23 protein-coding genes and 2 pseudogenes are annotated in these 23,505 nt (G+C 64.0%); 14 read left to right on the plus strand and 11 right to left on the minus strand.

Going from position 1 to position 23,505, the window contains the following annotated elements; genetic code table 11:
* Window positions 1–138: 138 nt before the first annotated feature.
* From ACVWW3_RS23825 to ACVWW3_RS23840, 4 genes are all read left to right on the plus strand, one after another.
* Window positions 139–2,067 carry an AsmA family protein gene (locus ACVWW3_RS23825; protein WP_456649759.1) on the plus strand — a complete coding sequence of 643 codons (1,929 nt, stop codon included), beginning with the start codon at window positions 139–141 and terminating at the stop codon, window positions 2,065–2,067.
* A 207-nt stretch (window positions 2,068–2,274) separates the two neighbouring features.
* Window positions 2,275–3,660, plus strand: a complete 1,386-nt coding sequence (locus tag ACVWW3_RS23830) for an ABC transporter substrate-binding protein (RefSeq protein WP_247447518.1) — start codon at window positions 2,275–2,277, stop codon at window positions 3,658–3,660.
* A 95-nt stretch (window positions 3,661–3,755) separates the two neighbouring features.
* Window positions 3,756–4,628: a carbohydrate ABC transporter permease gene (locus ACVWW3_RS23835; RefSeq protein ID WP_247343177.1), complete on the plus strand. Its 873-nt coding sequence runs from the start codon at window positions 3,756–3,758 to the stop codon at window positions 4,626–4,628.
* Window positions 4,625–5,476 (plus strand): carbohydrate ABC transporter permease, encoded by an 852-nt coding sequence (locus ACVWW3_RS23840; protein WP_247343175.1) that lies wholly within the window; start codon window positions 4,625–4,627, stop codon window positions 5,474–5,476. Before ACVWW3_RS23835 ends, ACVWW3_RS23840 begins: the two co-directional genes overlap by 4 nt.
* A 303-nt stretch (window positions 5,477–5,779) precedes the next feature.
* Here ACVWW3_RS23840 and ACVWW3_RS23845 read toward each other — a convergent pair whose 3' ends face one another.
* From ACVWW3_RS23845 to ACVWW3_RS23855, 3 genes are read right to left on the minus strand one after another with little or no spacing between them, the layout of a single operon-like run.
* Window positions 5,780–6,592 (minus strand): ABC transporter permease, encoded by an 813-nt coding sequence (locus tag ACVWW3_RS23845; protein ID WP_456648459.1) that lies wholly within the window; start codon window positions 6,590–6,592, stop codon window positions 5,780–5,782.
* A 4-nt stretch (window positions 6,593–6,596) separates the two neighbouring features.
* The gene (locus tag ACVWW3_RS23850) at window positions 6,597–7,511 is read right to left on the minus strand and encodes an ABC transporter permease (protein WP_247343167.1); all 915 of its coding nucleotides are present in this window, start codon (window positions 7,509–7,511) and stop codon (window positions 6,597–6,599) included.
* Window positions 7,508–8,680 (minus strand): ABC transporter ATP-binding protein, encoded by a 1,173-nt coding sequence (locus ACVWW3_RS23855; protein ID WP_456648458.1) that lies wholly within the window; start codon window positions 8,678–8,680, stop codon window positions 7,508–7,510. Before ACVWW3_RS23855 ends, ACVWW3_RS23850 begins: the two co-directional genes overlap by 4 nt.
* A 123-nt stretch (window positions 8,681–8,803) precedes the next feature.
* Between ACVWW3_RS23855 and ACVWW3_RS23860 the strand changes: the two genes are divergently transcribed.
* Complete coding sequence (locus ACVWW3_RS23860) at window positions 8,804–9,034, plus strand: hypothetical protein (protein ID WP_247343162.1); 231 nt, start codon at window positions 8,804–8,806, stop codon at window positions 9,032–9,034.
* Window positions 9,031–9,333, plus strand: coding sequence for a type II toxin-antitoxin system RelE/ParE family toxin (locus tag ACVWW3_RS23865; protein ID WP_456648457.1), 303 nt, complete (start codon window positions 9,031–9,033; stop codon window positions 9,331–9,333). Before ACVWW3_RS23860 ends, ACVWW3_RS23865 begins: the two co-directional genes overlap by 4 nt.
* On the opposite strand, the pseudogene ACVWW3_RS23870 reads toward ACVWW3_RS23865, so the two are convergent.
* Together ACVWW3_RS23870 and ACVWW3_RS23875 are read right to left on the minus strand one after the other, a co-directional pair.
* Window positions 9,330–10,791: pseudogene (locus ACVWW3_RS23870) on the minus strand (glycerol-3-phosphate dehydrogenase). The gene ACVWW3_RS23865 and the pseudogene ACVWW3_RS23870 overlap by 4 nt on opposite strands.
* 35 nt (window positions 10,792–10,826) lie before the next feature.
* Window positions 10,827–13,514 carry a sensor domain-containing protein gene (locus ACVWW3_RS23875; protein ID WP_456648456.1) on the minus strand — a complete coding sequence of 896 codons (2,688 nt, stop codon included), beginning with the start codon at window positions 13,512–13,514 and terminating at the stop codon, window positions 10,827–10,829.
* A gap of 202 nt (window positions 13,515–13,716) precedes the next feature.
* On the opposite strand from ACVWW3_RS23875, the gene ACVWW3_RS23880 reads away from it, so the two are divergent.
* Window positions 13,717–14,832 carry an NAD(P)/FAD-dependent oxidoreductase gene (locus ACVWW3_RS23880; RefSeq protein WP_247447512.1) on the plus strand — a complete coding sequence of 372 codons (1,116 nt, stop codon included), beginning with the start codon at window positions 13,717–13,719 and terminating at the stop codon, window positions 14,830–14,832.
* Between the two features lie 92 nt (window positions 14,833–14,924).
* On the opposite strand, the gene ACVWW3_RS23885 is transcribed toward ACVWW3_RS23880, so the two are convergent.
* Complete coding sequence (locus ACVWW3_RS23885) at window positions 14,925–15,104, minus strand: YdcH family protein (RefSeq protein WP_247343151.1); 180 nt, start codon at window positions 15,102–15,104, stop codon at window positions 14,925–14,927.
* Window positions 15,105–15,438: 334 nt separating this feature from the next.
* On the opposite strand from ACVWW3_RS23885, the gene ACVWW3_RS23890 reads away from it, so the two are divergent.
* The 3 genes from ACVWW3_RS23890 (at window position 15,439) to ACVWW3_RS23900 (ending at window position 16,255) form a co-directional block, all read left to right on the plus strand.
* Window positions 15,439–15,645, plus strand: a complete 207-nt coding sequence (locus ACVWW3_RS23890; RefSeq protein WP_247343148.1) for a YdcH family protein — start codon at window positions 15,439–15,441, stop codon at window positions 15,643–15,645.
* A 116-nt stretch (window positions 15,646–15,761) separates the two neighbouring features.
* Entirely contained in the window at window positions 15,762–15,980 is a 219-nt protein-coding gene (locus ACVWW3_RS23895) for a hypothetical protein (RefSeq protein WP_247343144.1), read from the plus strand.
* Between the two features lie 23 nt (window positions 15,981–16,003).
* Window positions 16,004–16,255, plus strand: a complete 252-nt coding sequence (locus ACVWW3_RS23900; RefSeq protein ID WP_247343141.1) for a hypothetical protein — start codon at window positions 16,004–16,006, stop codon at window positions 16,253–16,255.
* Between the two features lie 2 nt (window positions 16,256–16,257).
* Here ACVWW3_RS23900 and ACVWW3_RS23905 read toward each other — a convergent pair whose 3' ends face one another.
* On the minus strand, window positions 16,258–16,995 hold the full coding sequence (locus tag ACVWW3_RS23905; protein ID WP_247447511.1) for a GGDEF domain-containing protein: 738 nt from the start codon (window positions 16,993–16,995) through the stop codon (window positions 16,258–16,260).
* Window positions 16,996–17,138: 143 nt separating this feature from the next.
* Here ACVWW3_RS23905 and purE point away from each other — a divergent pair, with 143 nt between their 5' ends.
* Window positions 17,139–17,627, plus strand: coding sequence for a 5-(carboxyamino)imidazole ribonucleotide mutase (gene purE / locus ACVWW3_RS23910; RefSeq protein ID WP_247343133.1), 489 nt, complete (start codon window positions 17,139–17,141; stop codon window positions 17,625–17,627).
* Window positions 17,624–18,730, plus strand: coding sequence for a 5-(carboxyamino)imidazole ribonucleotide synthase (locus ACVWW3_RS23915; protein ID WP_456648455.1), 1,107 nt, complete (start codon window positions 17,624–17,626; stop codon window positions 18,728–18,730). Before purE ends, ACVWW3_RS23915 begins: the two co-directional genes overlap by 4 nt.
* 36 nt (window positions 18,731–18,766) lie before the next feature.
* On the opposite strand, the gene aqpZ is transcribed toward ACVWW3_RS23915, so the two are convergent.
* On the minus strand, window positions 18,767–19,489 hold the full coding sequence (gene aqpZ, locus ACVWW3_RS23920; protein WP_456648454.1) for an aquaporin Z: 723 nt from the start codon (window positions 19,487–19,489) through the stop codon (window positions 18,767–18,769).
* A 259-nt stretch (window positions 19,490–19,748) separates the two neighbouring features.
* On the opposite strand from aqpZ, the gene rpsU reads away from it, so the two are divergent.
* Both rpsU and ACVWW3_RS23930 read left to right on the plus strand, forming a co-directional pair.
* The gene (rpsU, locus tag ACVWW3_RS23925) at window positions 19,749–20,063 is read left to right on the plus strand and encodes a 30S ribosomal protein S21 (protein WP_007614218.1); all 315 of its coding nucleotides are present in this window, start codon (window positions 19,749–19,751) and stop codon (window positions 20,061–20,063) included.
* A 126-nt stretch (window positions 20,064–20,189) separates the two neighbouring features.
* Window positions 20,190–20,840, plus strand: a complete 651-nt coding sequence (locus ACVWW3_RS23930; protein WP_354106106.1) for a tetratricopeptide repeat protein — start codon at window positions 20,190–20,192, stop codon at window positions 20,838–20,840.
* A gap of 27 nt (window positions 20,841–20,867) precedes the next feature.
* Here ACVWW3_RS23930 and ACVWW3_RS23935 read toward each other — a convergent pair whose 3' ends face one another.
* The 3 genes and pseudogenes from ACVWW3_RS23935 to ACVWW3_RS23945 form a co-directional block, all read right to left on the minus strand.
* A complete protein-coding gene (locus ACVWW3_RS23935) occupies window positions 20,868–21,869 on the minus strand; it encodes a hypothetical protein (RefSeq protein WP_456648453.1) in 1,002 nt (333 codons plus the stop codon).
* A gap of 92 nt (window positions 21,870–21,961) precedes the next feature.
* Window positions 21,962–22,246, minus strand: a complete 285-nt coding sequence (locus ACVWW3_RS23940; RefSeq protein WP_247447506.1) for a cupin domain-containing protein — start codon at window positions 22,244–22,246, stop codon at window positions 21,962–21,964.
* Between the two features lie 35 nt (window positions 22,247–22,281).
* Window positions 22,282–23,380 (minus strand): annotated as a pseudogene (locus ACVWW3_RS23945) (calcium:proton antiporter).
* Window positions 23,381–23,505 lie beyond the last annotated feature (125 nt).

Consider the following 23,505-nt stretch of genomic DNA (forward strand, 5'->3'; position numbering starts at 1 on the left):
GCCGTGGGCAAAACCGTCCGTGGCCTTGAAAGCGACAAGAAAACCCATCAAGTTGCGGGGGTCGGGTGTGGGCACGCAGGTTTACCGGCCCGCCCTTCTGGCTCCAACGACCAACCCGATCAGGACATGCCATTGACCATGGCCCAAGGAATAAAGCGCCTCGGGACGCCGATCGCGGCGCTGCTCGGCGGCGCGCTGATCGCCCTGATCGCGACTTCCTGGCTCATCAACCGCGACGCGCTGCGCAAGGCGGTGGAAGCGCAGATCCGCGTCGTCACCGGGCTCGAGCTCAGCGTCAACGGCGCGATCGACATTTCGGTGCTGCCGGCGAGCTACATCTCCTTCCATGACGTCGGCCTGAAGGGTGGCGGCACCAGCGATCCCGCGCTCCATGTCGACGTGCTCACCGCGAACCTGCGGCTGCTGCCGCTGCTGCTGCAGCGGTTCGAGATCGCCGACCTGACGCTGCTGCGGCCGCGCATCCATGTCAGCCTGAAGCCGGACGGCGAAAGCAACTGGACGCCCTTCATCCAGACCATCGCGCGCACCATGAAGCCCGGCGCCGAGAATCAGGTGTCGTTCTCCGAAATCCGAATCCAGGACGGCGTGCTCAATTACGAGAACGCTGCCACGCACGGCACCGAGAAATTCGAGGACATCGACCTGTCGCTGGCGTGGCCCTCGATCTCGCGCTCCTTCGCCGCGACCGGACAATTCGACTGGCGCGGCGAGCGCGTCGACGGCTCGATCAGCTTCGCCGATTTCGTCGCCGCCCTTTCCGGCGACCGTTCGGGGTTGAAGGCGCGGATCGCGAGCGCCCCGCTCAAGCTCGCGTTCGACGGCAGCGTCGCCAACCGCACCAGCCCGATGATGGAGGGCACGCTCACCATCGACAGCCCGTCCTTGCGCAACGCGCTGCGCTGGACCGGGCAGCCGCAGCCTGCCAGCGGCGGCTTCGGCCGCTTCGCGCTGAAGGCGCGCGCCAATGTCGTCGGCGCCTCGATCGCGCTCACCAACGTCAATATCGAGCTCGACGGCAACAGCGCCGAGGGCGTAATGACCTACGCCAATAACGGCCGGCAGACGCTGCAGGCGACGCTCGCCGCCGACGTGCTCGACTTCACACCTTATATCTCGACCTTCCGCCTGCTCGCGAGCGGCGCGCGCGACTGGAACAGGCAGCTGTTCGATCTCAACGCCCTGTCGACCACCGACCTCGACATGCGGCTGTCGGCAGCCAAGCTGACGGTCGGCGCGTCGAAACTCGGCCGCACCGCGATCGGCGCGAATTTGCGCAATGGCACGCTGGCGCTCTCGGTCGGCGAGGCCCAGGTCTATGGCGGTATCGCCAAGGGCTCGTTCGGCATCGCGCGCTCCGACACCGTCGCCGACATCAAGGCGCAATTCCAGTTCACCGACGTCGACCTCCAGGCCTGCGCCTCCGAGCTGTTCGGTCTCAACAAGCTGTCCGGCCGCGGCAACATCAACGTCTCGCTCCTCGCTTCCGGCTCGAGCCCGTTCGGCCTCGTGCAGTCGCTCGACGGCAGCGCCACCGTGATCGGACATGACGGCGCGATCTCGGGCTTCAATGCCGAGCAGCTCCTGAAGCGGCTGGAGCGGCGGCCGCTGTCCGGCGGCGGCAATTTCCGCAACGGCACTACCCCTTACGACAATCTCACCATCGCGGTGAAGTTCTCCGACGGCGTCGCCACCGCCGAGGACATCCGCGTCGAAGGACCTGCGGCGAAGATCACGATGACCGGCACCGCCTCGGTGCCGACGCGTGAATATGACATGAAGGGCGTGGCCAGCCTCAACAGCGCGTCGGGCTTCGAATTGCCCTTCGTGGTGCAGGGCCCCTGGGACGATCCCCTGATCTTCCCCGATCCGGAAAGCCTGATCCGTCGCTCGCCGGCTTCAGCGCCGCTGCTCGACATGCTCAAGGACCGCAAGCCGGGCGACGCGGTGCGCTCCGCGATCGAGCGCATCACCGGCAGCGGAAAACGTCCCGCACCGGCCGAATCGCCGACGGCGGAGAACGCCAAGCAAGGCGCGAAGTCCAACTAGGAACAGCGATCAAGCGGCACCAGCCGATCGGCGCGAATTGATCAGGGCGAATTGATGCGGCGATTGGATTGATGCGCACATTAAGCATCTTCTCTCGCCCGACACCCACGACCTATGTCTGACAAGATGCCGCTAGATCGGCTGACGGCCATGGGCTAGTGTTTTATACGACCGGTTAAAAACACCGGCCGTTTGAGGGAGATAAACGTGAAATCCAAGGTTATTGGCGCAGTATCATTGGCGGTCGCTGCGGCCGGGCTGCTTGCAGCCGCTGCACCCGCATTTGCGCAGCAGAAGACGATTACGGTCTGGTGGGGCAAGGGCTTCTACCGTTCCGAAGACGACGCGCTGCTCGAAACGATCAAGAAGTTCGAAGCCAAGACTGGCATCAAGGTCGAATTGTCGCAGTACGCGATCCAGGACATGATTCCGAAGACGGTCGCCGCGCTCGATGCCGGCACCGTGCCCGATGTCGCCTATTCCGATTCCTATGACGTGCAGGCGCAGGGCAAGTGGGCCTATGAGGGCAAGCTCGAGGACCTCACGGACGTGATGGAGCCGATCAAGGGCCGGTTCGTGCAGAACACGCTGGATGCGTCGATCCTCTATAACGACGTCACCAAGAAGAAAGCCTATTACGGCTTCCCGCTGAAGCAGCAGAGCATGCATGTCGAGATCTGGAACGACATGCTGGAGAAGGCCGGCTTCAAGCTCGCCGACATCCCGACCGACTGGGCAGGTTACTGGACGTTCTGGTGCGACAAGGTGCAACCGGGGATCCGTAAAGCCACCGGCCAGCGCATCTATGGCGTCGGCCAGCCGATGGGCGTGGAATCCACCGATGCCTTTCAGTCGTTCTACACCTTCATGGACGCCTACCACGTCAAGCTGGTCGACGACGACGGCAAGCTCACGGTCGACGATCCCAAGGTTCGCGAGAACCTGATCAAGGCGCTTAAGGACTACACCGACACCTACATCAAAGGTTGCACGCCGCCGTCCTCCACGACCTGGAAGGATCCGGACAACAACGTCGCCTTCCACAACAAGACCATCGTGATGACCCACAACTTCACGATCTCGATCGCGGCGAAATGGTACGAAGATTCCCAGAACCAGGCTCTCACGCAGGACCAGCGCGACGCCGGCAAGAAGGCTTACGAGCAGGACATCGTGACGGCGTCCTTCCCCAAGGCACCGGATGGTTCAACCATTCGCTACCGCTCCGACGTCAAGACCGGGCTGGTCTTCACCGCGGCCAAGAACAAGGCCGAGGCCAAGCAGTTCATCAGCTTCCTGCTCCAGGAAGAGAACGTTCGCCCCTATATCGAGGGCGCGCTCGGCCGCTGGTTCCCGGTGACGAAGGAAAGCCAGGCCAGCCCGTTCTGGCAGGCCGACAAGCACCGCAGGGCGGTCTATGCCCAGTTCACGGGCGGCACCGCGCCGTTCGACTTCACCAAGAACTGGAAGTTCACGATTCTGAACAACGAGAACGTCTGGGCCAAGGCTATGAACCGGGTGGTCAGCGAGAAGGTGCCGGTCGACAAGGCCGTCGACGAGCTGATCGTCCGCATCAAGCAGGTCGCGGGTTAATTCATCCCACCCCTCTCCCCGCTCTGCGTGGGAAGGTATAAGAATAACACCGGCCGCGTTTCGCGGCCGGCAACTCTTTGAAGAGTCGGAAAAGAATGGCGATTACGCTCTCTGGCGATCAGTCGATCCCTGCACCGCCCTTGTCGTCGCGGCTGACCCCGCCGCAAATCTGGGGCATCGTGCTGCTCGCACCCTATTTGCTCGTTTTCCTCGCCTTCGTCGTCTACCCCGTCGGTTACGGGCTATGGCTGGCGCGGGCCCCGTCCAATTATGTCGCGCTCTACAACGACCCGATCTTCGCGCGCGCAGCCGTCAACACGCTGATCTTCCTGCTCATCGGCATCAACATCAAGATGCTGATCGCGCTGTTCCTGTCCGGCTTCTTCGCCCAGCAGCGCACCTGGATCAAATGGCTCTCGGTGATCTTCATCCTGCCCTGGGCAGTGCCGTCGATCCCGACCATTCTGTCGGTGCGCTTCATGTTCAACCCCGAATGGGGCATGGTGAACCACTTCATCTTCTCCTTGACTGGCGATGACGGCCCGAATTGGCTGAACGACCCGACCGTGGCGCTGACCATGGCGATCGGCGTCCACATCTGGAAGTCGCTGCCGTTCTGGACGCTGATTCTGATGACCGGACGCCTTGCGATCGCGCAAGATCTGTTCGAGGCCGCAGAGGTCGACGGCGCGAGCTGGTGGCAGAAATTCCGTTACATTACCTGGCCGTCGCTGCAGACGCTCTACATCACCTGCACACTGCTCTCGATGATCTGGACGCTCGGCGACTTCAACAGCGTCTATCTGCTCACCGGCGGCGGCCCGGCCGACCTCACGCACGTGTTGTCGACGCTCGGCATCCGCTATCTCCGGCTCGACCAGCTCTCGCTCGCGATGGCCTCAATCGTCTGCGCGGTACCGTTCGTCCTCCCGCTGATGTATTTCATGATGAAACGGTTGTCGCGATGAAGCTTCCCTCTCTACGCGATGTCGCGACCGAATCGCGGCTGCTCCTGATCGGCATTCCCGTCTTCCTGTGGACGATGATACCGATCTATCACATGTTCCTGTTCGCGATCTCGCCGAAGGAGGACGCGTTCTCGGGCAAACTGTGGCCGGATCATCCGACGCTGCACAACTTCGAAATCGTGTTCAAGCAGCAGCATTACTTCCTGCGCGACTTCTACGTGCAGTTCTGGAATTCGCTGGTGATCGCGGCGGCCGTCGGCGTGCTGACACTGGTCATCGCGACCGCGGCAGCGTTCTCGATCTCGCGGCTGCGCGTGCCCGGCGGGCGCATCGTGATGAACCTCGCGCTGTTCACCTACTTCATCCCGGCGGCGTTCCTCGCGGTGCCGATGTATCGCACCATGGGCAATTACGGCCTGCTCAACAATCATTGGTCGCTGATCCTGGCGATGGTGACGATCGCCAGCCCTTACGCGATCTGGGTGCTCAAGCAGGCCTCCGACAAGCTGCCGGTCGAGCTGGACGAGGCCGCTGTGATGGACGGCGCGACCACCCTCCAGATCTTCCGCCTGGTCTATTTGCCGCTGATGATGCCCTCGCTGGTCGCGATCGGCACCTATGCGGTGCTGCTCGCCTGGAACGAATACCTCTACGCGTTCCTGCTGCTCTCGAACGACCGCGAGATCACCCTCCCCGTCGCGCTCGGCAACTTCCTCGCTGCCGACGACTCGCCGTGGGAGCTGTTGATGACGACCGGCTTCATCTACGCGCTGCCGCCGGCCGCGATCTACTACGCCTTCCGCCGCTACATGGTGGGCGGGCTCACGGCGGGCGCGGTGAAGTCGTAATCTCGATCTCGCGCGATCATCGACCCGAATACCTGTCGCAGGCAGCGGCTACGACAGGTCGATATTCACCACTGCCGCCAATCGTTGAATTTCAAGTTGCTGGCCCGAAGAGGGCCGGAGATCATTTCCTATGATTGACGAGTGCAGCCATTCCAGCGCGACGCCAAATTCTCGATTCTCGATAAACTCAGTCAGTAGCTCACGGTCTCTGCGAGAGAGTTGAGATGATATCGACCCAACCAGATTTGTGAGAGCCTCCTCAAGTTGACGCCATTCTTCCGCGCGATTCATCGTCCTATGAGACTACAATGGCGCCGCGCTCTCGCCCTGCGAGCTCGACAGTTTCGAGGCGAGCGAGGCGATGACGATGACCACCGCGATCAGGCCTATCACCAGCGTGCAAATGGCATTGATCTCGGGCTTCACGCCAAGCCGCACCTCGGAATAGATCCGGATCGGCAGGGTCGCCGAACCGGGCCCTGTGGTGAAGCTCGCGATCACGAGATCGTCCAGCGATAGCGTAAAGGCCAGCATCCAGCCGGCGACGATCGCGGGGGCGATCAGCGGCAAGGTCACCGCCAGAAAAGCGCGGACGGGATCGCAGCCGAGATCCATGGCGGCCTCTTCCAGCGAGCGATCAAGTGAGCCGAGGCGGGACTGCACGACGACGGCAACGAAGCACATCGTCAGCGTGGTGTGCGCGATCGTCACGGTCCAGAAGCCACGCTCGGCGTTCAGCGCCACGAACAGCAGCAGCAGCGACAACCCGGCGATCACCTCCGGCATCACCAGCGGCGCATAGAGCATGCCGGAAAACAGCGTGCGGCCGCGAAAACGCTCGCCGCGTGACAGCGCCACAGCCGCGAGCGTGCCGAGCAGGGTCGCAATGGTCGCCGAGGAGATCGCGACCCGCAGGCTCATCCAGGCCGCCTCGATCATGGCGCGGTCGCTGAAGAGCTCCTGATACCAGCGCAGCGACCAGCCGCCCCAGACCGTCACCAGCCGCGAGGCGTTGAAGGAATAGATGACGAGGATGAGAATCGGCAGATAAAGGAACGCCAGACCCAGTGCGAGCGAGGCGATGTTGAAACGGGACAGGCGGGAGATCTTGCGCATCGTCTCACCTCCCCTGTTCCAGCTGCCGCTTCTGGAGCCGTTCGTACAGCAGCAGCGGCGCCAGCAGCACCACCAGCAGCACGATGGCCGCGGCGGAGGCGACCGGCCAGTCCTTGTTGGTGAAGAATTCGAGCCACAGCGTCTGGCCGATCATCAGCGAATTGGAGCCGGCCAAGAGATCAGGGATGACGAACTCGCCGACGATGGGGATGAAGCACAGCAGCACGCCGGCACCGACGCCAGGGAGCGACAGTGGGAAGGTGACGAGCCAGAACACCTGCCAGGGCGGCGCGCCGAGATCGGAGGCGGCCTCCTCCAGCACCGGCTCCATCTTGGCGAGCGTGGCGTAGAGCGGCAGGATCATGAAGGGCAGGTAGGAATAGACGATGCCGATATACATCGCGCTGTCGGTGGAGAGCCATACCACCGGCTGGCTGACCAGATGCAGCGCCAGCAGGATCTGGTTGAGCAGGCCGTCATGCTGGAGGATGTTGATCCAGGCATAGATCCGGATCAGGAACGAGGTCCAGAACGGCACGATCACCAGCACCATCGCCACCGCCTGCCAGCGCGTCGGCAACCGCGCCATCCCGTAGGCGATGGGATAGCCGATCAGGAGCAACAGCGCGGTCGCGGTGACGGCGACGGTGAGGCTACGCACATAGGCGAACATGTAGATGTCGTCGGAGGCGAGCAGCCTGAAATTGTCGACAGACAGCGCGGCAAAGGCGGCCTTCAGCGCCTCCCATCCTTGCGTCAGGTCGAACACCGGCTCGTAAGGCGGCTGCGCGATCGCCGTCTGCGACAGGCTGATCTTCAGCACGAAGCCGAACGGCACCAGGAAGAACAGCACCATCCAGACATAGGGCATGATGGCGGCAAGGCGAGCCGGTCGCGCAAAAATGCGGCGCGCGCTCATGACGGCAGCACCACACAGTCGTCGGGCGTGAACCAGGCGACGACATGCTGGTTCAGGCTGTAGGCATCGATGTCCAGGCGCGCGCTGTTGGCGACTGCAGCCTGCATCATCCCACCGGCGTCGAGCTTCACCTTGTAAGTGGTGGTGCCGCCGAGATAGCAGATGTCGGCGATCACGCCGTCCAGACTGTTGATCGCCACCGCATGGCCGATCTCGCCCACCGGGCCGCGGCGGGACAGCTTCACCTTCTCGGGGCGAATGGCCACCGACAAATGGCTCTCGCCCACCCGTTCCCGCGGCTCGGCGACCACCAGCGTGCCCGCACCTTGCGTGGCGATCACCAGTCGATGACCGTCGCGCAGCTTGAACTCACCGTCGAACAGATTGACGTCGCCGACGAACTCCGCGATCCAGCGCGAGTGCGGAGCCTCGTAGAGCTCGCGGGGACTCGCGACCTGCGCGAGCTTACCGTCCCTCATCACGCCGATCCGGCTCGCCATCGTCATCGCCTCCTCCTGATCGTGGGTGACGATGATGAAGGTCATGCCGAGCCGACGCTGAAGCTCCATCAGCTCGCCTTGCGTGTTTTCGCGCAGCTTCTTGTCGAGCGCCGCGAGCGGCTCGTCGAGCAGGAGGAGCTGCGGGCGTCGCGCCAGTGCACGCGCCAACGCCACGCGCTGGCGCTGGCCGCCCGAGAGCTGATCGGGCTTGCGCTTCTCCAGCCCTTCGAGCTTCACCAGCGCGACCATCTCCGCCACACGCATGGCGATCTCGGCGCGCGCCATGCCGGCGCGCTGCAGGCCGAAGGCGATGTTGTCGCGCACCGTGAGATGCGGAAACAGCGCGTAGTTCTGGAACATCATGTTGATCGGCCGCTCATGCGGCAGCGCCTGCGCGATGTCCTTGCCGCCGAGCAGGATGCGCCCTTCGTCCGGCGCCTCGAAGCCGGCGAGCATGCGCAGCAGCGTGGTCTTGCCACAGCCGCTGGGTCCGAGCAGCGCGAAAAACTCGCCGGCCTGGATGTCGAGCGACACGCCGTCCACGGCGCGGAACGTCCCGAATGTCTTGGCAACGCCCTCGATGCGCAGCAGCGGCTCGCCGGCCGCCGGGTGCGCGTCCCCGCGGGCCACCTTGGCCGTGGCATTCGTTCTGGGCAACTTGTCAGTCATGGTCCCCGCCAACCCCGATTCCGCCGCACGCTAGCGGCCGATCACCCCTACCTCAACCGGGTCGGGGCGGATCGGCCCGAATTGGTCTTCATGCTAGCCCCCAAATGGCGTAAGGTTACAGAGATGACAAAGCTGCTGGATCAAGCCCTGAAAATCGCGCGCAGTCTGCCGGCGGACGCGCAGGATAACATCGCCCGAATTGTGATGCAGCTCGCCGGCGCGGAAGGGGCCGCCCCCGTCATCCTCTCGGATGACGAGCGGTCGGCGATTGCCGCGTCCAAGGAGGCTGCAAAGCGAGGCGAATTCGCAACCGAGGCTCAAGTCCGCGCGACCTGGGCCAAACACGGCCTGTGAAGATCCGCTATACGCTTCCGGCGCTGGCCGATCTCGATTCGATTCTAACCTACATCTCAGCGACGTCACCGCGGGGAGCAGCACGTGTCCAAAAGCGCATTCAGGACGTGGTCGGCCTGCTGCTGGCGCATCCTGAGATCGGCCTGCGAACAGACGATCCGGATATCCGGAGGCTAACCACAACGCCCCACCCGTTTCTCGTTTTCTACGAGATTCGGAGCCAGGAGATCATCATCCACGCCATCCGCCATGGTGCTCGCGATCCCGGCAGGATGCCCGGCACGCGCGGCTCTGATTAGTTCAGGTTCGCCATGAACGCCGCCAGCGCATCGCGGTCCGCCGCGGGCATCGTCAGGCCGAGCTTGGAGCGGCGCCACAGGATGTCCTCGGGAAAGCGCGCCCATTCGTGGGTCATGAGATAGCGTACCTCGGCGCCGGTCAGCTCAGGGCCGAAAGCCGGGCCGAGATCGTCACGGCTGTTCGCTTCGCCGAGCACCGCTGATAGGCGCGAACCATAAGCCGCCACCAGGCGCTGGGTCTGCGGCTCCGAGAGAAAGCGCCAGCGGTCACGCGCAAGATCGAGCTCGGTGTCGAAACGATCCCAGGCGAAATCACCGCCCGGCAGCGCCTCGCCTGCGGTCCAGGACGGCGACGTCGGATAGAACGGCGTCAACTTCGTCACTGCCCGCTCCGCGCGCAGGCGCGAGGTGGTGACGTCGCCGCCGAACATCGTGATCAGCGGCGCCTTGCGGCGCCGCGCATGGAACAGCGTCGTGCCGTCACGGCGGCGCGTGGATGCCAGCGTCAGGTTGACGCCGGAAACCGCGCGCACCACGTCGGTCGGGGCGATCTGCGCGCGGAAATAGCGACTGGCCGCTTCGCAGAGATAGCCGACGTCGGCCCCCGGCATCGCGACGATCGCGGGATCGCCGATGAAATCGTGCGTGATCGTGCCGATCAGCGTGAAGTCGCGCTCGAAGGGGCTCGCGAAGATCAGCCGGCCATCGCTGTTCTGGAAAACGTAGACGTTATCGGAATCAAACAGCCGTGGGACGACGATCTGGCTCATCTGCATCGCCGCCATGGCGGGTTGCGGCTGCCGCAGCACGGTCTCCGCGACAATCGAGGTCCAGCCGCCGGTGGCGTTGGCCAGCGCCCGGGCCGTGATCGTGCGGCGATGGCCGCGATCGACCACCGCGAGCCGCCATGTGTCGGTTCGATCGGCGCGCACGCAGCGCGCTCCGGTTCGGATTGCAGCGCCACGCTCGGCCGCATCCAGGGCCGTCAGCACCACCAGGCGGGAATCGTCGACGACGCAGTCCGAATATTCGAAGGCCGTGCCGAACGGTCGTTTCAGCGCGTTGCCGACCGGATGATGCGTGATGTCGAGCGTGGTCGCTCCCGGCAGGCCGCTCCGGCTGGTGAGGCTGTCGTAGAGTAACAGGCCGGCGCGCAACAGCCATGGCGGACGCTCGTCGGAATGCGCCGGGATTCACGAACCGCATCGGCCGGACCAGATGCGGCGCGATCCGGAGCCAGGTCCGGCGCTCGGCAAGCGCCCGACGCACCCGCCGGAAGCCGCGCCGTTCCAGGACCGACAGATCGCCGTGGATCAGCCGCGGCGTTGCCGACGATGCCGCGCCGCCCAGATCGCCCTGCTCCAACAGGATGACCCGCAGGCCGCGGCCGGCGGCATCGCGCGCGAGGCTGACACCGTTCAGCCCGCCACCGATGATCGCAAGGTCGTAATCCGCCATGAAGCCGTCGAGAAGGAGCGAAACGCTCGCCATCTCTAGCCGGTCTTGAGCGCAAGCTCCATGACTTCGGCGCGGCCGACGAGGCCGGCATATTTCCCGATCGGCAGGGGCTTGCCGAGCAGATAGCCCTGCACGCCGTCACATCCTTCCTCGGCGAGAAAGGCGAGCTGTTCGAGCGTCTCGACGCCCTCGGCGACGATCGACATTTCCAGGCCATGGCCGAGATCGATCACCGCGCGCACGATCGCCGCCGATTGCGGGTTGCGGCCGAGATTGATGATGAAGGCGCGGTCGATCTTGATCTTGTCGAACGGGAACGCCTGGAGATAGCTCAGCGAGGAATAACCGCTGCCGAAATCGTCCATCGAGATGCGCACGCCAAGCGCTTTCAGCCGGCGCAGCAGCGCAAGTCCGCGATCAAAGTCCTCGATCAGCACGCCCTCGGTGATTTCGAGCTCGAGCCGGCCGGGTGCGAGACCCGTCTCGATCAGGATCGAATGGACCAGCCCGACCACGTCGCCGTGCATGAACTGCGCCGGAGACAGATTGACCGCGACCTGGAGCGGCTTCGGCCAGGACGCCGCCTCGCGGCACGCCTCGCGCAGGATCCACTCGCCCATCTCGACGATCAGGCCGCTTTCCTCCGCGATCGGGATGAATTCGGCCGGGGAGACCTGGCCGCGCACCGGATGCTGCCAGCGCGCCAGTGCCTCGAAGCCGATGATCTCGCTCTCGGCGACGCTGTGGCCCGTGGCGCCCTGCGGCTGGAACGCCAGCGAAAGCTCGCCGTTCTTGATCGCCATCGAGAGGTCCTGATGCAGCACGCGGCGATCGCGGATCTGCTGGTCCATCTCCGGCTGGAAGAGGCTGATCGTGCCGCGCGACTTCTGCTTGGCGCGGAACAGCGCCGCGCCGGCATTGGCGAGCAGCGAGGCGCCGTCGGCGCCGTTGTGCGGGAAGATCGACATGCCCGTGGTGACACCGGCGCGGACCGGGCGGCCGTCGATCTGGAATTCCTTGGCGACGGCATCACCGATCTGCTGCGCCAGCGCGAGACCTGCCTCAGGTTGTTTGCCATCGATGATCAGGCCGAACTCGTCGCCGGACAGACGTGCCACCACGCCGCCGCGCGCGGAGTCCTGGAGCCGCTGGGCCACCTCGACCAGAAGCTTGTCGCCGTGCGCATGACCGAAGACGTCGTTGACCTCCTTGAGACCGTCGAGGTCGACGCACAGAACGGCAAACTCCTCGCCGGTGCCTTCGCAGGCCTCGATCATCTGGGTCAGCGCCTGCAAGAAAGCGGCACGGTTCGGCAAATCGGTGAGGCCGTCATGATAGGCCATGTGCGCCATGCGCGACTCGGTCTGCCGGCGATCGGTGACGTCCTCGTGGGTCTTGATCAGATATTGCGGCTCGCCGGCGTCGCTCAGCACGGTGGCGCGACGGGTGAGGAACAGTCGCAGGCCGTCCTTGGTCGAGATCGGATGCTCTTCGGTGATCATCCCGCGCTTCTTGATCGCGGCTTCGTCGCGCGCGATGATCAGCTTGGCTTCCTTGGGATTGAAGATGTCGGACGCGGTCAGGCCCGTGGCGTCCTCGCGTCTGCGGTTCAGGATCGTCTCCGCGCTGCGGTTGGCGAGCAGATAGCGGCCGTCCTTGACCTGCTCGACGATCAGCGCGACCGGGATGTTGTCGACCACGAGCTCCAAGAACTTCTTCGTGCTCTCCAGCTCCTGCGACAGCGAGCGGCGGTCGGTGATGTCCTCGAACACCACCAGCAGGAATTCAGGCTTGTTGCTCTCGTTGCGGACCACGATCCGGATCGAGGCCACCATGCGCTGGGTCGCGCCGCGCTCGACCTCGAATTCGTTGCGGTACTGGCCGGCGGGCGCGATGAGCGCCGCCCGATCGGTCGCCTCGATGCTGGCCGCCGAATTCGGCCCGAACAGCTCGCGCGCGTTCTTGCCGACGACCTGGTCCCGCGAAAATCCCCAGAAGCGCTCATAGGCGCTGTTGGCGAAGATGTAGCGGCCATCCTCGATGCTCTTCGCGGCCACGCAGGCCGGCACGTTGTCCAGCACCGTTTCCAGGAACTGCTTGGTGGAGGCGAGCTGCCGCGACAGCCTACGCTGCTCGCTAACGTCCAGATGCGTCGCCACCGAGCCGCCGTTGGGCAGCACGAAATATTTCACCAGGATGGCCCGCCCGTCCGGCAGTTCGGTGATCAAGCCGTTGGTGCTTGCCGCCTTTTCGTAGAACTCGTCGTCGGAGGCGACGCCGAGGACGCCACGCTTGCGCCGCAACGCGAGGATGTCGGGTCCCGTCATGCCCGACCAGAGCTCTGAACGGCCGAGGCCGTAAATCTCGAGATAGCGATCGTTGCAGAAGATGACGCGCCGCTGCGCATCCGTCATCACCACGCCCTGGTTGAGATTGTTCATGGCGGAGGAGATGAAGGCATTGCGCCGCAGCTGCAGACGCCTGGTCCGGCGCAGCGAGGAATGGATCCACAGCGCGATCGCGGCGAGGAACGAGCAGATGACGACACCCGCGATCAAGGCTTCCCAGATCACGTTGGGATTGAGCTCGCCGAGATAGCTCGGCGGGGCGAAGCTGTCGGAGAGGGCAAAGGCGCGCGCAGGCGCGACGGCTGCGGCCAGGCACACGACGGCCTGCACCGCAATCGGAAGCGTGCTGCCCACGTGCCAGTTCTTCTCAGCCATCAGCCACCCGCGATTTCAACGTCGGATTGTCTGGCCTCGCCGGTTTGGATCGGGTAAACGCCTGTACGTGCAACGGAAAAATGTGACGCCAAATACGGCAATTGCCCTGACATGATAAATGCCTCCTTAACGGAAAACGCCCCCGCGCCGTCCTCCCCAGGTCTGAGGCCTCCTTCGCTTCGAGCGGACGTCCTGCACAGCCATGGATAGGGTCGACTGCGTCGTCATCGGAGCCGGCGTGGTCGGGCTCGCGGTGGCTCGAAAGCTGGCGCAGGCCGGGCGCGAGGTGATCGTGCTCGAGGAAGCCGAGGCCATCGGCACCATCACCTCCTCGCGCAACAGCGAGGTGATCCATGCCGGCATCTACTACCGCGCCGGGAGCTGGATGGCGCGCATGTGCGTCGACGGCAAGCACGCGCTCTACCGCTACTGCTCCGAGCGCGGCATCCCGCACAGGAATTGCGGCAAGCTGATCGTCGCGACCAATCCGAAAGAGACCGAGAAGCTGCAATCGATCAAGGCGCATGCCGAAGCCAATGGCGTGCTCGACATGCAGTTGCTCACGGGCGAGGCGGCATGCGCGCTGGAGCCGGCGCTTGCCTGCGATGCCGCGCTGCTGTCCCCGTCGACCGGCATCATCGACAGCCACGCCTACATGCTCTCGCTACGCGGTGAAGCCGAGGACGCGGGTGCGGCCTTCGCGTTTCACACCCCGCTGATCCGCGCCAAGGCGACCGCCGGCGTCATCGAGATCGAGGCGGGCGGCGAAGCGCCGATGACGCTGCAATGCAGCCTCCTCGTCAACGCCGCGGGGCTCTCGGCGACCACGGTAGCGCGCAACATCGACGGCATGCCGCTGGACCGGATTCCGCGGGCCTACCTCGCCAAGGGAAACTACTTCAGCTGCAATGCGAGGGCGCCGTTCTCGCGCCTGATCTATCCGGTGCCCGAGCCCGGCGGGCTAGGGGTGCACCTGACGCTGGACATGGCAGGGCAGGCACGCTTCGGCCCTGACGTCGAATGGATCGAGACGATCGACTACGAGGTCGACCCGTCACGCGCCGAGCGCTTCTACCCGGCGATCCGCAAATACTGGCCGACGCTGCCTGACGACGCGCTCATGCCGAGCTATTCGGGCATCCGCCCGAAGATCGTGCCGCCGGCGGTGGCCACGCAGGATTTCTTGATGCAGGGCCCGCGCGATCACGGCGTCGAAGGCCTGGTCAATCTGTTCGGCATCGAGTCGCCCGGATTGACGTCATCGCTCGCGATCGCGGATCACGTCGCCGAACTCGCAGGGCTCGGTCTCGCGCAATGATTGCGCGGCGCGCACCTTGCCGCAAGGATGAGCGCACAGGCTCTCACCCCTGCGTGAAAGGGTACGATCAATTTTACGCTATTACGGGGTTACTAGTGGAGCGTGTCGCCGTGCCTGAGACGCTCGATCTGGTCCTTGACCATCAACTTCCGGCGCTTCAACTCAACAATTTGCAGGTCGTCTGTTGAAAGGTGCACGAGAGCTTCGTGCAGTTCGTTTTCGAGAACTTTGTGCTTCCGCTCCAATTCAACGAGATGTGCCTGAATTGTCATTCGAAACCTCCTCGGTAGTTTGAACCTTTAGGATTCGATCCGGACAAGGAAGTCTACATCACCGATTCGTTCTGTCGATGGGTATCCGTCGTCGCACCGTCATTTTTGAAAATTCATATGTAACGAAGCGTGAGCAAGGGAACCACGCGGGAAAAATCCATGATATCAACGTGCTTGCGCAGCGCCGTCGCAAGCCGCAGAAATATGTCGCGGGAGATCGGCGAGCGACGGTCGCAGATCGCTTGCGATCACGCCGCGCAAGGACGATAATTTCCACAGGGCATCCACAGCCTTAATCTCTCTCACGCCTATCGGTTTTTCGGCCACCGCAAACATGACCAATGAAGACGAGCGCGAACTCGAATCCGAGCTCGCCCGGTTGCACCAGGAACACCGAGATCTCGATGCGGCGATCGATGCACTGCATCAATCGCCCGCCCCCGACCTGTTGCGGTTACAGCGGCTGAAGAAACGCAAGCTGTTGTTGCGCGACCGTATCGCGTTCATCGAAGATCAGATCACGCCGGACATCATCGCCTGATCCACAGGGAATGGCTTTGCGGCGGCCCGCCGCACGTGAATCCGCTTGACTCCAAAGGAACAAAATAAGAACATTTTGGCACCGAGCGCCCCAGGAAAATGCCAAGGAAAACGCAGATGACGGCAACCGCCCTTCTCGACAACAGCCATTATGAACAAGCCTGCGATCAGGCGATCGCCATGTGCGACGGCAATCTGCGCAGCACCATCAAGGCGCTGATCATGGCCAATGAATATCTGGAGGCCGAGCTCGAAGAATTGCGGGCGGCGATTTCCGCCGGCTGCATTCCGGAGTCCTCACGCAGCACGATGCGGAGCAAGAGCAGCGCCGCCTGAGCTGTCAGCTATCGGAGCCGACCATGTCCGATGTCACCTATTACGTAGCATTACCCTTCCTGACCGACGACGACGGATCGCCGGTCGCAGGTGCGGCCGAAGAATGCCAGACCTCGGCGGCCGCGTTACGGCGCGCCGAAATTATGTCGCACAGCGCCGGCCACATCGGCGCGGTCGCGTTCAGCCGCAGCGGCAATCCCATGACCGGCGAATTCGGTGACGCCAAACTGCTCCGCCGCTTCGGCAATGTACCGGAAGACCTCGGCACGCTCTGAAATCAGCTGCTGACGAGCCTGATGCCCGGTTCATGCCGCCGGTGCGCCTTGCGCACATACATGGCGGCATCGGCCTCCTCCAGCGCGCGCGCGGCGTCGGACTGCATGCCAAGCAGGGCGACGCCGGCAGAGGCGCCCGCGCTCACGTGCTGACCGTGGAACACAAAGGACAATTCGTCGATGGCCTCCTCGAAGGCCGCGGCCTTCGCCTTGGCGTCGGTCTCGCTGAGATTCCAGAGCAGCAGCGCGAACTCGTCGCCGCCGAGCCGGCCGACCACGTCCGAGGCGCGGATCTGCCGCGCCAGCGTTGTGGCAATCGCCTTCAGCACCTCGTCGCCGGCGGCATGGCCGAAGGAATCGTTGATCGGCTTCAACCGATCGACGTCGAGCACGATCAGCGCGCCGCTGGCGCGGTAACGCTTCATGTAGGCGACGGCGCGCGCGAGCTCGCGCTCGAAGCCGCGCCGGTTCGGAATCTCGAGCAGGAAGTCGGTGTCGGCGGCGGCTTCGAGTTCCGCGACCCGCCGCAGCGCCCCCTTGAGCTTGCTCCGGAGGTTGCGGATGGCCGTCTTGATGGCCGTCTTAGCTCCGTCATCGGCCGACGCTTCGCGCCCCGACGGTTTGATCGAACGCCTGGCCGGGCGCTTGGCCGGGCTTTTGGGGGCAGCTTTGGCGCGGCTGGCGCTGGTCTTCAGGCCCTTTTTAGCCTTCGCAGCGCTCGCCGTTTTTGGTTTCTTCATGGGCATCCTGCTCAATGAAGGCTTGCGGGGATATTCACCAAGACAGGATAGTGCATTCGCTTCTCCTTGCCACCGCCTTGCGAGCCGCCGGCCGGAACCGTTAATCTGGCCTATCTTTCTGTTTTTCGAGCACAATTGACGTCATGACCGCGCCGATCGCCGTTATCATGGGAAGCCAGTCGGACTGGGACACGATGCGGCATGCCGCCGACACGCTTGCAGCGCTCGGCGTTGCCGCCGATACCCGCATCGTTTCGGCCCACCGCACCCCCGACCGGCTGTTTGCGTTCGCCAAGGGCGCCAAGGTGGCCGGTTACAAGGTCATCATCGCCGGCGCGGGTGGCGCTGCGCACCTGCCCGGCATGGCGGCGGCGCTGACGGAACTGCCCGTGTTCGGCGTTCCCGTCGAATCCAGGACGCTCAGGGGCATTGATTCGCTCTATTCGATCGTCCAGATGCCTGCGGGCATCCCGGTCGGGACCCTCGCCATCGGCAAGGCCGGCGCCATCAATGCGGCGCTGCTGGCGGCTGCCGTGCTGGCCTTGTCCGACCCGGCCTTGGCCGATCGCTTGGCCGCCTGGCGCAAGGCGCAGACCGAGGCGGTTGCCGAGCGTCCGGAGGACAAGGCGTGACTGACGCAAAGCAGGTGAAGCTGAAGCCCGGCGACACCATCGGCATCCTCGGCGGCGGACAATTGGGGCGGATGCTGGCCATGGCGGCGGCCCGGCTCGGCCTGCGCTGCCAGGTGTTCTCGCCCGATCCGGACTCGCCGGCCTTCGACGTCGTCCTGAACGCGACCTGCGCCGAATATGCCGACGTCGAAGCGCTCGAGCTGTTCGCCAACGACGTCGATGTCATCACCTATGAATTCGAGAACGTGCCGTCCGCGGCCGCGATGGTGCTGGATGCGCGGCGCCCCGTGCTGCCCAACCGCAAGATCCTCGAGACCACCCAGGACCGGCTCGCCGAGAAGGATTTCGTGACGCGGCTCGGCATCGGCACCGCAGCCTATGCCGACGTCACCTCGGTCTCGTCGTTGCGCGAGGCGATCGTCAGGATCGGCCTTCCGGCGGTGCTGAAGACCCGCCGCTTCGGCTATGACGGCAAGGGCCAAGCCATCATCCGCGAGGGCGACGACATCGCGAAAGTGTGGACCAGTCTCGCCACCAAATCAGCGATCCTGGAAGCCTTCGTGCCGTACGAGCGCGAGATTTCCGTGATCACCGCCCGTTCGGCCACAGGTCAGGTCGAGTGTTTTGACGTCACTGAAAACGAGCACCGCGATCACATCCTGAAGATTTCCCGTGCGCCCGCCCGGATCCCGGACGTGCTCGCCGAGGAAGCGCGCAGCATCGCCGGCAAGATCGCGAGCGCGCTCGATTATGTCGGCGTGCTCGCCGTCGAGATGTTCGTGCTCGCCAACGGCACCGGACCAAAGGTGCTGGTCAACGAGATCGCTCCGCGCGTGCACAATTCCGGACACTGGACGCTCGACGGTGCGTCAATTTCGCAGTTCGAGCAGCATATCCGCGCCATTGCCGGCTGGCCCCTCGGCAAGCCCGTGCGCCACGGCGAGGTCGTCACCATGACCAATCTGATCGGCGACGAGATCAAAGACTACGACAAGTGGCTGAGCGTGCCAGGCGCGACCGTGCACATCTACGGCAAGGGCGCGCCGCGCGCCGGCCGCAAGATGGGCCACGTCACCGAAGTGCGACCCACGACCGGCAAGTAACGGGACCGCGGCGCATGCCGCGATGCCGCTTTGCAATTACGCCGTCTTCGCGCCCGCGACGACGCCGGTGGGCTCGTCGCTGAGCCAGCGATAGATCACCCCGCCCAGCGCGCCGCCGATCAGTGGCGCAACCCAGAACAACCAGAGCTGCGCTGTCGCCCAGCCGCCGACGAACAATGCGGGACCCGTGCTGCGCGCCGGGTTCACCGAGGTGTTGGTGACGGGGATGCTGACGAGATGGATCATCACCAGCGCGAGCCCGATCGCCAGCGGCGCAAAGCCCACGGGCGCACGGCCATGGGTGGCGCCCATGATGATGAACAGGAACATCATGGTCATCACCACCTCGGTGACGAAGCACACGATCATGCTGTACTGGCCGGGCGAATGGGCGTCGTAACCGTTGGACGCGAATCCTTTGCTGACGTCGAAGCCGGGAGCTCCACTTGCGATGACATAGAGGAGCCACGCGGCCACGATCGCGCCGGCCACCTGCGCGATCACATAGGGCAGGATCTGTCCGGCCGGAAAACGCCCGCCGGCAGCAAGACCGACCGTGACAGCCGGGTTGAGATGGCAGCCGGAGATGTGGCCGATCGCATAGGCCATGGTGACCACGCTCAGCCCGAATGCGAGGGAAACACCGACCAGACCGATACCAACCTGCGGAAAGCCGGCTGCGATCACCGCGCTCCCGCAACCTGCGAATGTGAGCCAAAAGGTGCCGATAGCCTCGGCCGCGTATTTTTTCATATCCATGTGTCGTCCCCTGCTTTCAAGGATTCCGGAACAAGCTCCGGAACGGCCCCGCCCTTGGCGTCAAATCTCCCAAATCAGGGCCGCACAGTGGTATTTTGCCTCATTTGATGGCTGAACTTGGCCCGAAAACGCGGTTGGTCGGTGGACATCCCCAGTTTTGTCTGATACATCCGCGCCCTCAAGGTTAAGGGCTTGCGCGTCTTCGCCATCCCCTTTGACTTACCAGAATTCAAATCCGATCCACTGAAGAGGATGCCGCGTGCAGGTTCTCGTCCGCGATAACAATGTCGATCAAGCCCTCAAGGCGCTGAAGAAGAAGATGCAGCGCGAGGGTATTTTCCGCGAGATGAAGCTCCGCGGTCACTACGAGAAGCCCTCCGAGAAGAAGGCCCGCGAAAAGGCCGAAGCCGTGCGCCGCGCGCGCAAGCTGGCCCGCAAGAAGCTGCAGCGCGAAGGCCTGCTGCCGATGAAGCCGAAGCCGGTGTTCGGCGCTGGCCCCGGCGGTGATCGTGGCGGTCGTGGCGGCCCGGGTGCTGGCGCTGGTGCAAGTGCTGGTCCGCGCGGACCGCGCTGATTTACCAGACCTGAAAAGACTACAGTTTTCGATGACGCGGGCCCCTGGTCCGCGTTATTGTTTTGTGAGCGGTGCCTTTCTGGGACGGGGCACTACCGATGCGGCACCGGCGCGAGCGAACCGTAGATGGCCTCCCCTTTCCCCAAGCGCCGCTTGGCGCGGTTCCGCCTGATCTGGCAGCAGCCGCTCGCGCTGGCCTTGACGGGGATTGCACTCTGCGGCTGCTCCTTCGATCTGGGATCGCTGATGCCGGAGAAGGAGAAGCCGCAGGAGGCGCCCAAGACTGCCACGACGGCTGAGAACGTGGTCAGCGCCAACAACGTCAGCGAAGCCCAGGCCCATACGGCAAAGGCCCAGGCCTTGGCAAAGTCCGGCGAGACGGCGGCCGCGCTCGATGAATTCAATCTCGCGGTCGGGCTCGATCCCTACAATGCGCAGGCGCTCTATGGCCGCGCCCTGATCTACCAAAGCAAAAACCAGCACGACTTCGCGATCGCCGATTTCAGCTCCGCGAGCGGACTCAACCCGCAGAAGGTCGAGCCGCTACTCGGCCGCGCCATCAGCTATCTCGCCCTCGGCAAGGTCAAGGAAGCTGCGGCCGATCTGGATGAGGCCTCCGAGGCCGATCCGCACAATGCCCAGGTCTGGAGCACACGCGGACAAGCCTATGAAAGGCTGGGCGACAGGACCAAGGCGGCGGCGTCCTACACCAAGGCGGTCTCGCTTCGTCCACGCGACGACGCCGCCCGCAGCGGCCTCGCCCGCGTCGGCGGCTGACGATTCTGGCGCAGCGCAGGCCCCGTCTTAATCCGGGGTGTCGCTCTTCGGTAGAACGGAATGGAACATGGACTTGACGCCCGACAGCATGTCGTCGGCGACATTGGTCTTCGGCCGCGGCATGGACGCGCCGGCATCGGCGCGCAGGTCGAGCGGGGGCGCGATCATCGGGACCGGAATATCAGCCGGCGGCGTCAACCGATTTGGGTTCTCGTTGCCGACCGAGGCCGTGTAGGGCGGGCTCGCCTGCGACGAGCCACCATTGCCATAGGCCTCGGGTGCGGGCGTCGTCGAGACCGTGATCGGGGGCGGCAACGGCCGTACCATCGACGGGTCCATGGGGATAATACGCGGGGCTTCCGGGGTGCGGGCGGCTTCCCGCACGGCAGGCTCCTGGGTCCTCTCGACCGACTTGGTTTCGGAAGACTTGGTCTCGGAAGACTTGGTCTCGGAAGATTTAGTTTCGGAAGGCTTGGTCTCGAAGGACTTGGCCTCAATCGCTTTGCCCTCAGGCGACTTGCGCAGGCGCTCGATCGCAGCGCGCACAAGATCGTTGGCATCGGCGGTTGCAGCCGGAGCGGCAGCAGCCGGCGCCGAATTGGCCTCCACCACCGGGGCGGAGGGAGCGGGTGCCGTGACAGCCGGGTTGGACTTGGCGACCGCCTTCTCGCGCGCGGACGTCTTACCGCGCGGGGCGGGCTCGGCCGGCGCTACGTCCGCAGTCGCCTTCTCAGTGGTCTTCTCAGTCGTCTTGGGCTCAGCGCCCGGCTGCTCGGCAGTCTTCTCGGCCGCCGGCTTGTCCGTCACGCTCTTCTCGGAGATGCCCTTGGCTTTGACGCCGTGCGCCGGGAGGTTGGCCACATCGGCGGGCTTGCCGTTCTTGCCGGCCTCGGCAGGCGCCATCACGGCCGCAGGGGCATCCGCCGCCGGCTTGGCGTTGATGTAGTGATTAACGATGTATGCCCCGATGATCGTTGCGAGCACCGAGGGGAAGATGTCCATCGAGATTTTAGCGACGTATTTCAGCATTCCGGCCACTCCCCGCGCGATCTGATGCGGGAACTTTGAGGCATAGTGAGGGATCAACTGCGACGGATCAATGGCAAAGAAGTACGCCGGACTTACGGCTTCAGCTCGATCTCAAGGAACACGATCTCGGTTGCGGTTTCGTTAAGCACGTCGTGTTGGACGCCCGCCTTGCGAAAGTAGGATTTTCCAGCCGCAAGCTGCGCCTTGGACCGCTCGCCATTGGGCGCCACGATGGTCATTTCCCCCGCGACGACGGGAACAATGACGTAGTCCATGCCGTGGGTGTGATGCCCGGTGGCGCTGTTTGGAGCGAGCCGCCACTCCGTCACCCGAACCTGCTCATTGTCGACCTGAACCTCGGACTTGGCGGCAAGCATCGGAACTCTCCTGGGGCATGATCCCGAAAACTGGTTCAGGGCACGAAAACCATGAACACGTAGACGGCAAATACCACCATATGGACCAGCCCGAACAGAACATTGGTCCTGCCCGTACCGAAGGTCAGCATACTCAGGAAGAAGGTCAGGAGCAAAAGGACGCTGCCCTGGGCGCTGAGACCGAGCTTGAGTTCCTTGTCGAGCGCATAGGTAGCGACACCGACGGCCGGGAAGGTCAGCCCGATGGTGGCCAGCGACGAGCCCAGCGCGAGGTTGATGCTCTTCTGAAGGTCGTTCTTGCGCGCCGCCGAGACGGCCGCGACGCCTTCCGGCAGCAGGATCAAAAGCGCGACCAGAAGTCCGGCAAAGGCAGGCGGCGCACCGATCCTGGCCGCAACGGCGTCGACCACCAGCGAGAATTTCTTGGACAGCAGCACGACCGCCAGCAGCGCAATCAGCAGCAGCACGACGCTGAGCACCAAAGTCCGGCCCGACAGATGCGCCTCGCCGCTCCTGCCATCCCCCCGTTCGTGAACGAAGTAATCCTTGTGCAGCACGGTCTGGGTGTAGAGAAACACCCCATACAGCGCGAGCGTAACCACGTCGACGAAGCCGAGTTGAATCGCCGAATAGACCGGGCCCGGCGTGGTGGTCGTGTAGTTCGGCATGATCAGGGTGATGGTCGCGAGCGCGAACAGCACGCTGAGATAGACGTTGGCGCCGGAGAGCTGAAAGCCCTGCTCGCGATAGCGCAGGCCGCCGATGAAGATGCAGAGCCCGACCAAGGCCGTTGCAGACGATCATCACCACGGCGAACACGGTGTCGCGCGCCAGTTCGGGGGCAGGCTTGTCGCCCAGCATGATCGTGGTGATCAGCGCCACCTCGATGATGGTCACCGAGAGAGTCAGCACCAGCGTGCCATAGGGTTCGCCGACCCGTTCGGCGATCACTTCGGCATGATGAACCGCGGCAAAGACGGTGCCGAACAGGATGACGAGGAGCACGATGGCGAAGAAGAGCCCGCCAAACGACAGCGTGAACACATAGCCCGTCGCGCTGACGGCTGCAAACAACAGCACAGCCAGGGCCGGAAAGATCCAGGCCGACCGGGGCATCGGACTATGCGCGCTCATCTATCGGCTCCAACTGCTTCGCGCACGATCCGGAAAAATGTATCGCGGCTTTCCGAAAGGATCATGCTCAAACGAAAAGCCCAGGGTGCGACGATATTCATCGCACCTTGGGCGAGCAGTGGCAA

Source organism: Bradyrhizobium sp. LM2.9, assembly GCF_054056555.1.

Bases quoted from the DNA above. Each gene is read 5' to 3' on its own strand.
- ACVWW3_RS23885 (WP_247343151.1), bottom strand. From the start codon at position 15,104: ATGACAATTCAGGCACATCTCGTTGAATTGGAGCGGAAGCACAAAGTT.
- ACVWW3_RS23825 (WP_456649759.1), top strand. From the start codon at position 139: ATGGCCCAAGGAATAAAGCGCCTCGGGACGCCGATCGCGGCGCTGCTC.
- ACVWW3_RS23930 (WP_354106106.1), top strand. From the start codon at position 20,190: ATGGCCTCCCCTTTCCCCAAGCGCCGCTTGGCGCGGTTCCGCCTGATC.
- ACVWW3_RS23850 (WP_247343167.1), bottom strand. From the start codon at position 7,511: ATGAGCGCGCGCCGCATTTTTGCGCGACCGGCTCGCCTTGCCGCCATC.
- ACVWW3_RS23895 (WP_247343144.1), top strand. From the start codon at position 15,762: ATGACGGCAACCGCCCTTCTCGACAACAGCCATTATGAACAAGCCTGC.
- ACVWW3_RS23935 (WP_456648453.1), bottom strand. From the start codon at position 21,869: ATGCTGAAATACGTCGCTAAAATCTCGATGGACATCTTCCCCTCGGTG.
- ACVWW3_RS23880 (WP_247447512.1), top strand. From the start codon at position 13,717: ATGGATAGGGTCGACTGCGTCGTCATCGGAGCCGGCGTGGTCGGGCTC.
- ACVWW3_RS23875 (WP_456648456.1), bottom strand. From the start codon at position 13,514: ATGGCTGAGAAGAACTGGCACGTGGGCAGCACGCTTCCGATTGCGGTG.
- aqpZ (WP_456648454.1), bottom strand. From the start codon at position 19,489: ATGGATATGAAAAAATACGCGGCCGAGGCTATCGGCACCTTTTGGCTC.
- ACVWW3_RS23890 (WP_247343148.1), top strand. From the start codon at position 15,439: ATGACCAATGAAGACGAGCGCGAACTCGAATCCGAGCTCGCCCGGTTG.
- ACVWW3_RS23905 (WP_247447511.1), bottom strand. From the start codon at position 16,995: ATGAAGAAACCAAAAACGGCGAGCGCTGCGAAGGCTAAAAAGGGCCTG.
- ACVWW3_RS23900 (WP_247343141.1), top strand. From the start codon at position 16,004: ATGTCCGATGTCACCTATTACGTAGCATTACCCTTCCTGACCGACGAC.
- ACVWW3_RS23845 (WP_456648459.1), bottom strand. From the start codon at position 6,592: ATGCGCAAGATCTCCCGCCTGTCCCGTTTCAACATCGCCTCGCTCGCA.
- purE (WP_247343133.1), top strand. From the start codon at position 17,139: ATGACCGCGCCGATCGCCGTTATCATGGGAAGCCAGTCGGACTGGGAC.
- ACVWW3_RS23835 (WP_247343177.1), top strand. From the start codon at position 3,756: ATGGCGATTACGCTCTCTGGCGATCAGTCGATCCCTGCACCGCCCTTG.
- ACVWW3_RS23860 (WP_247343162.1), top strand. From the start codon at position 8,804: ATGACAAAGCTGCTGGATCAAGCCCTGAAAATCGCGCGCAGTCTGCCG.
- ACVWW3_RS23840 (WP_247343175.1), top strand. From the start codon at position 4,625: ATGAAGCTTCCCTCTCTACGCGATGTCGCGACCGAATCGCGGCTGCTC.
- ACVWW3_RS23855 (WP_456648458.1), bottom strand. From the start codon at position 8,680: ATGACTGACAAGTTGCCCAGAACGAATGCCACGGCCAAGGTGGCCCGC.
- ACVWW3_RS23940 (WP_247447506.1), bottom strand. From the start codon at position 22,246: ATGCTTGCCGCCAAGTCCGAGGTTCAGGTCGACAATGAGCAGGTTCGG.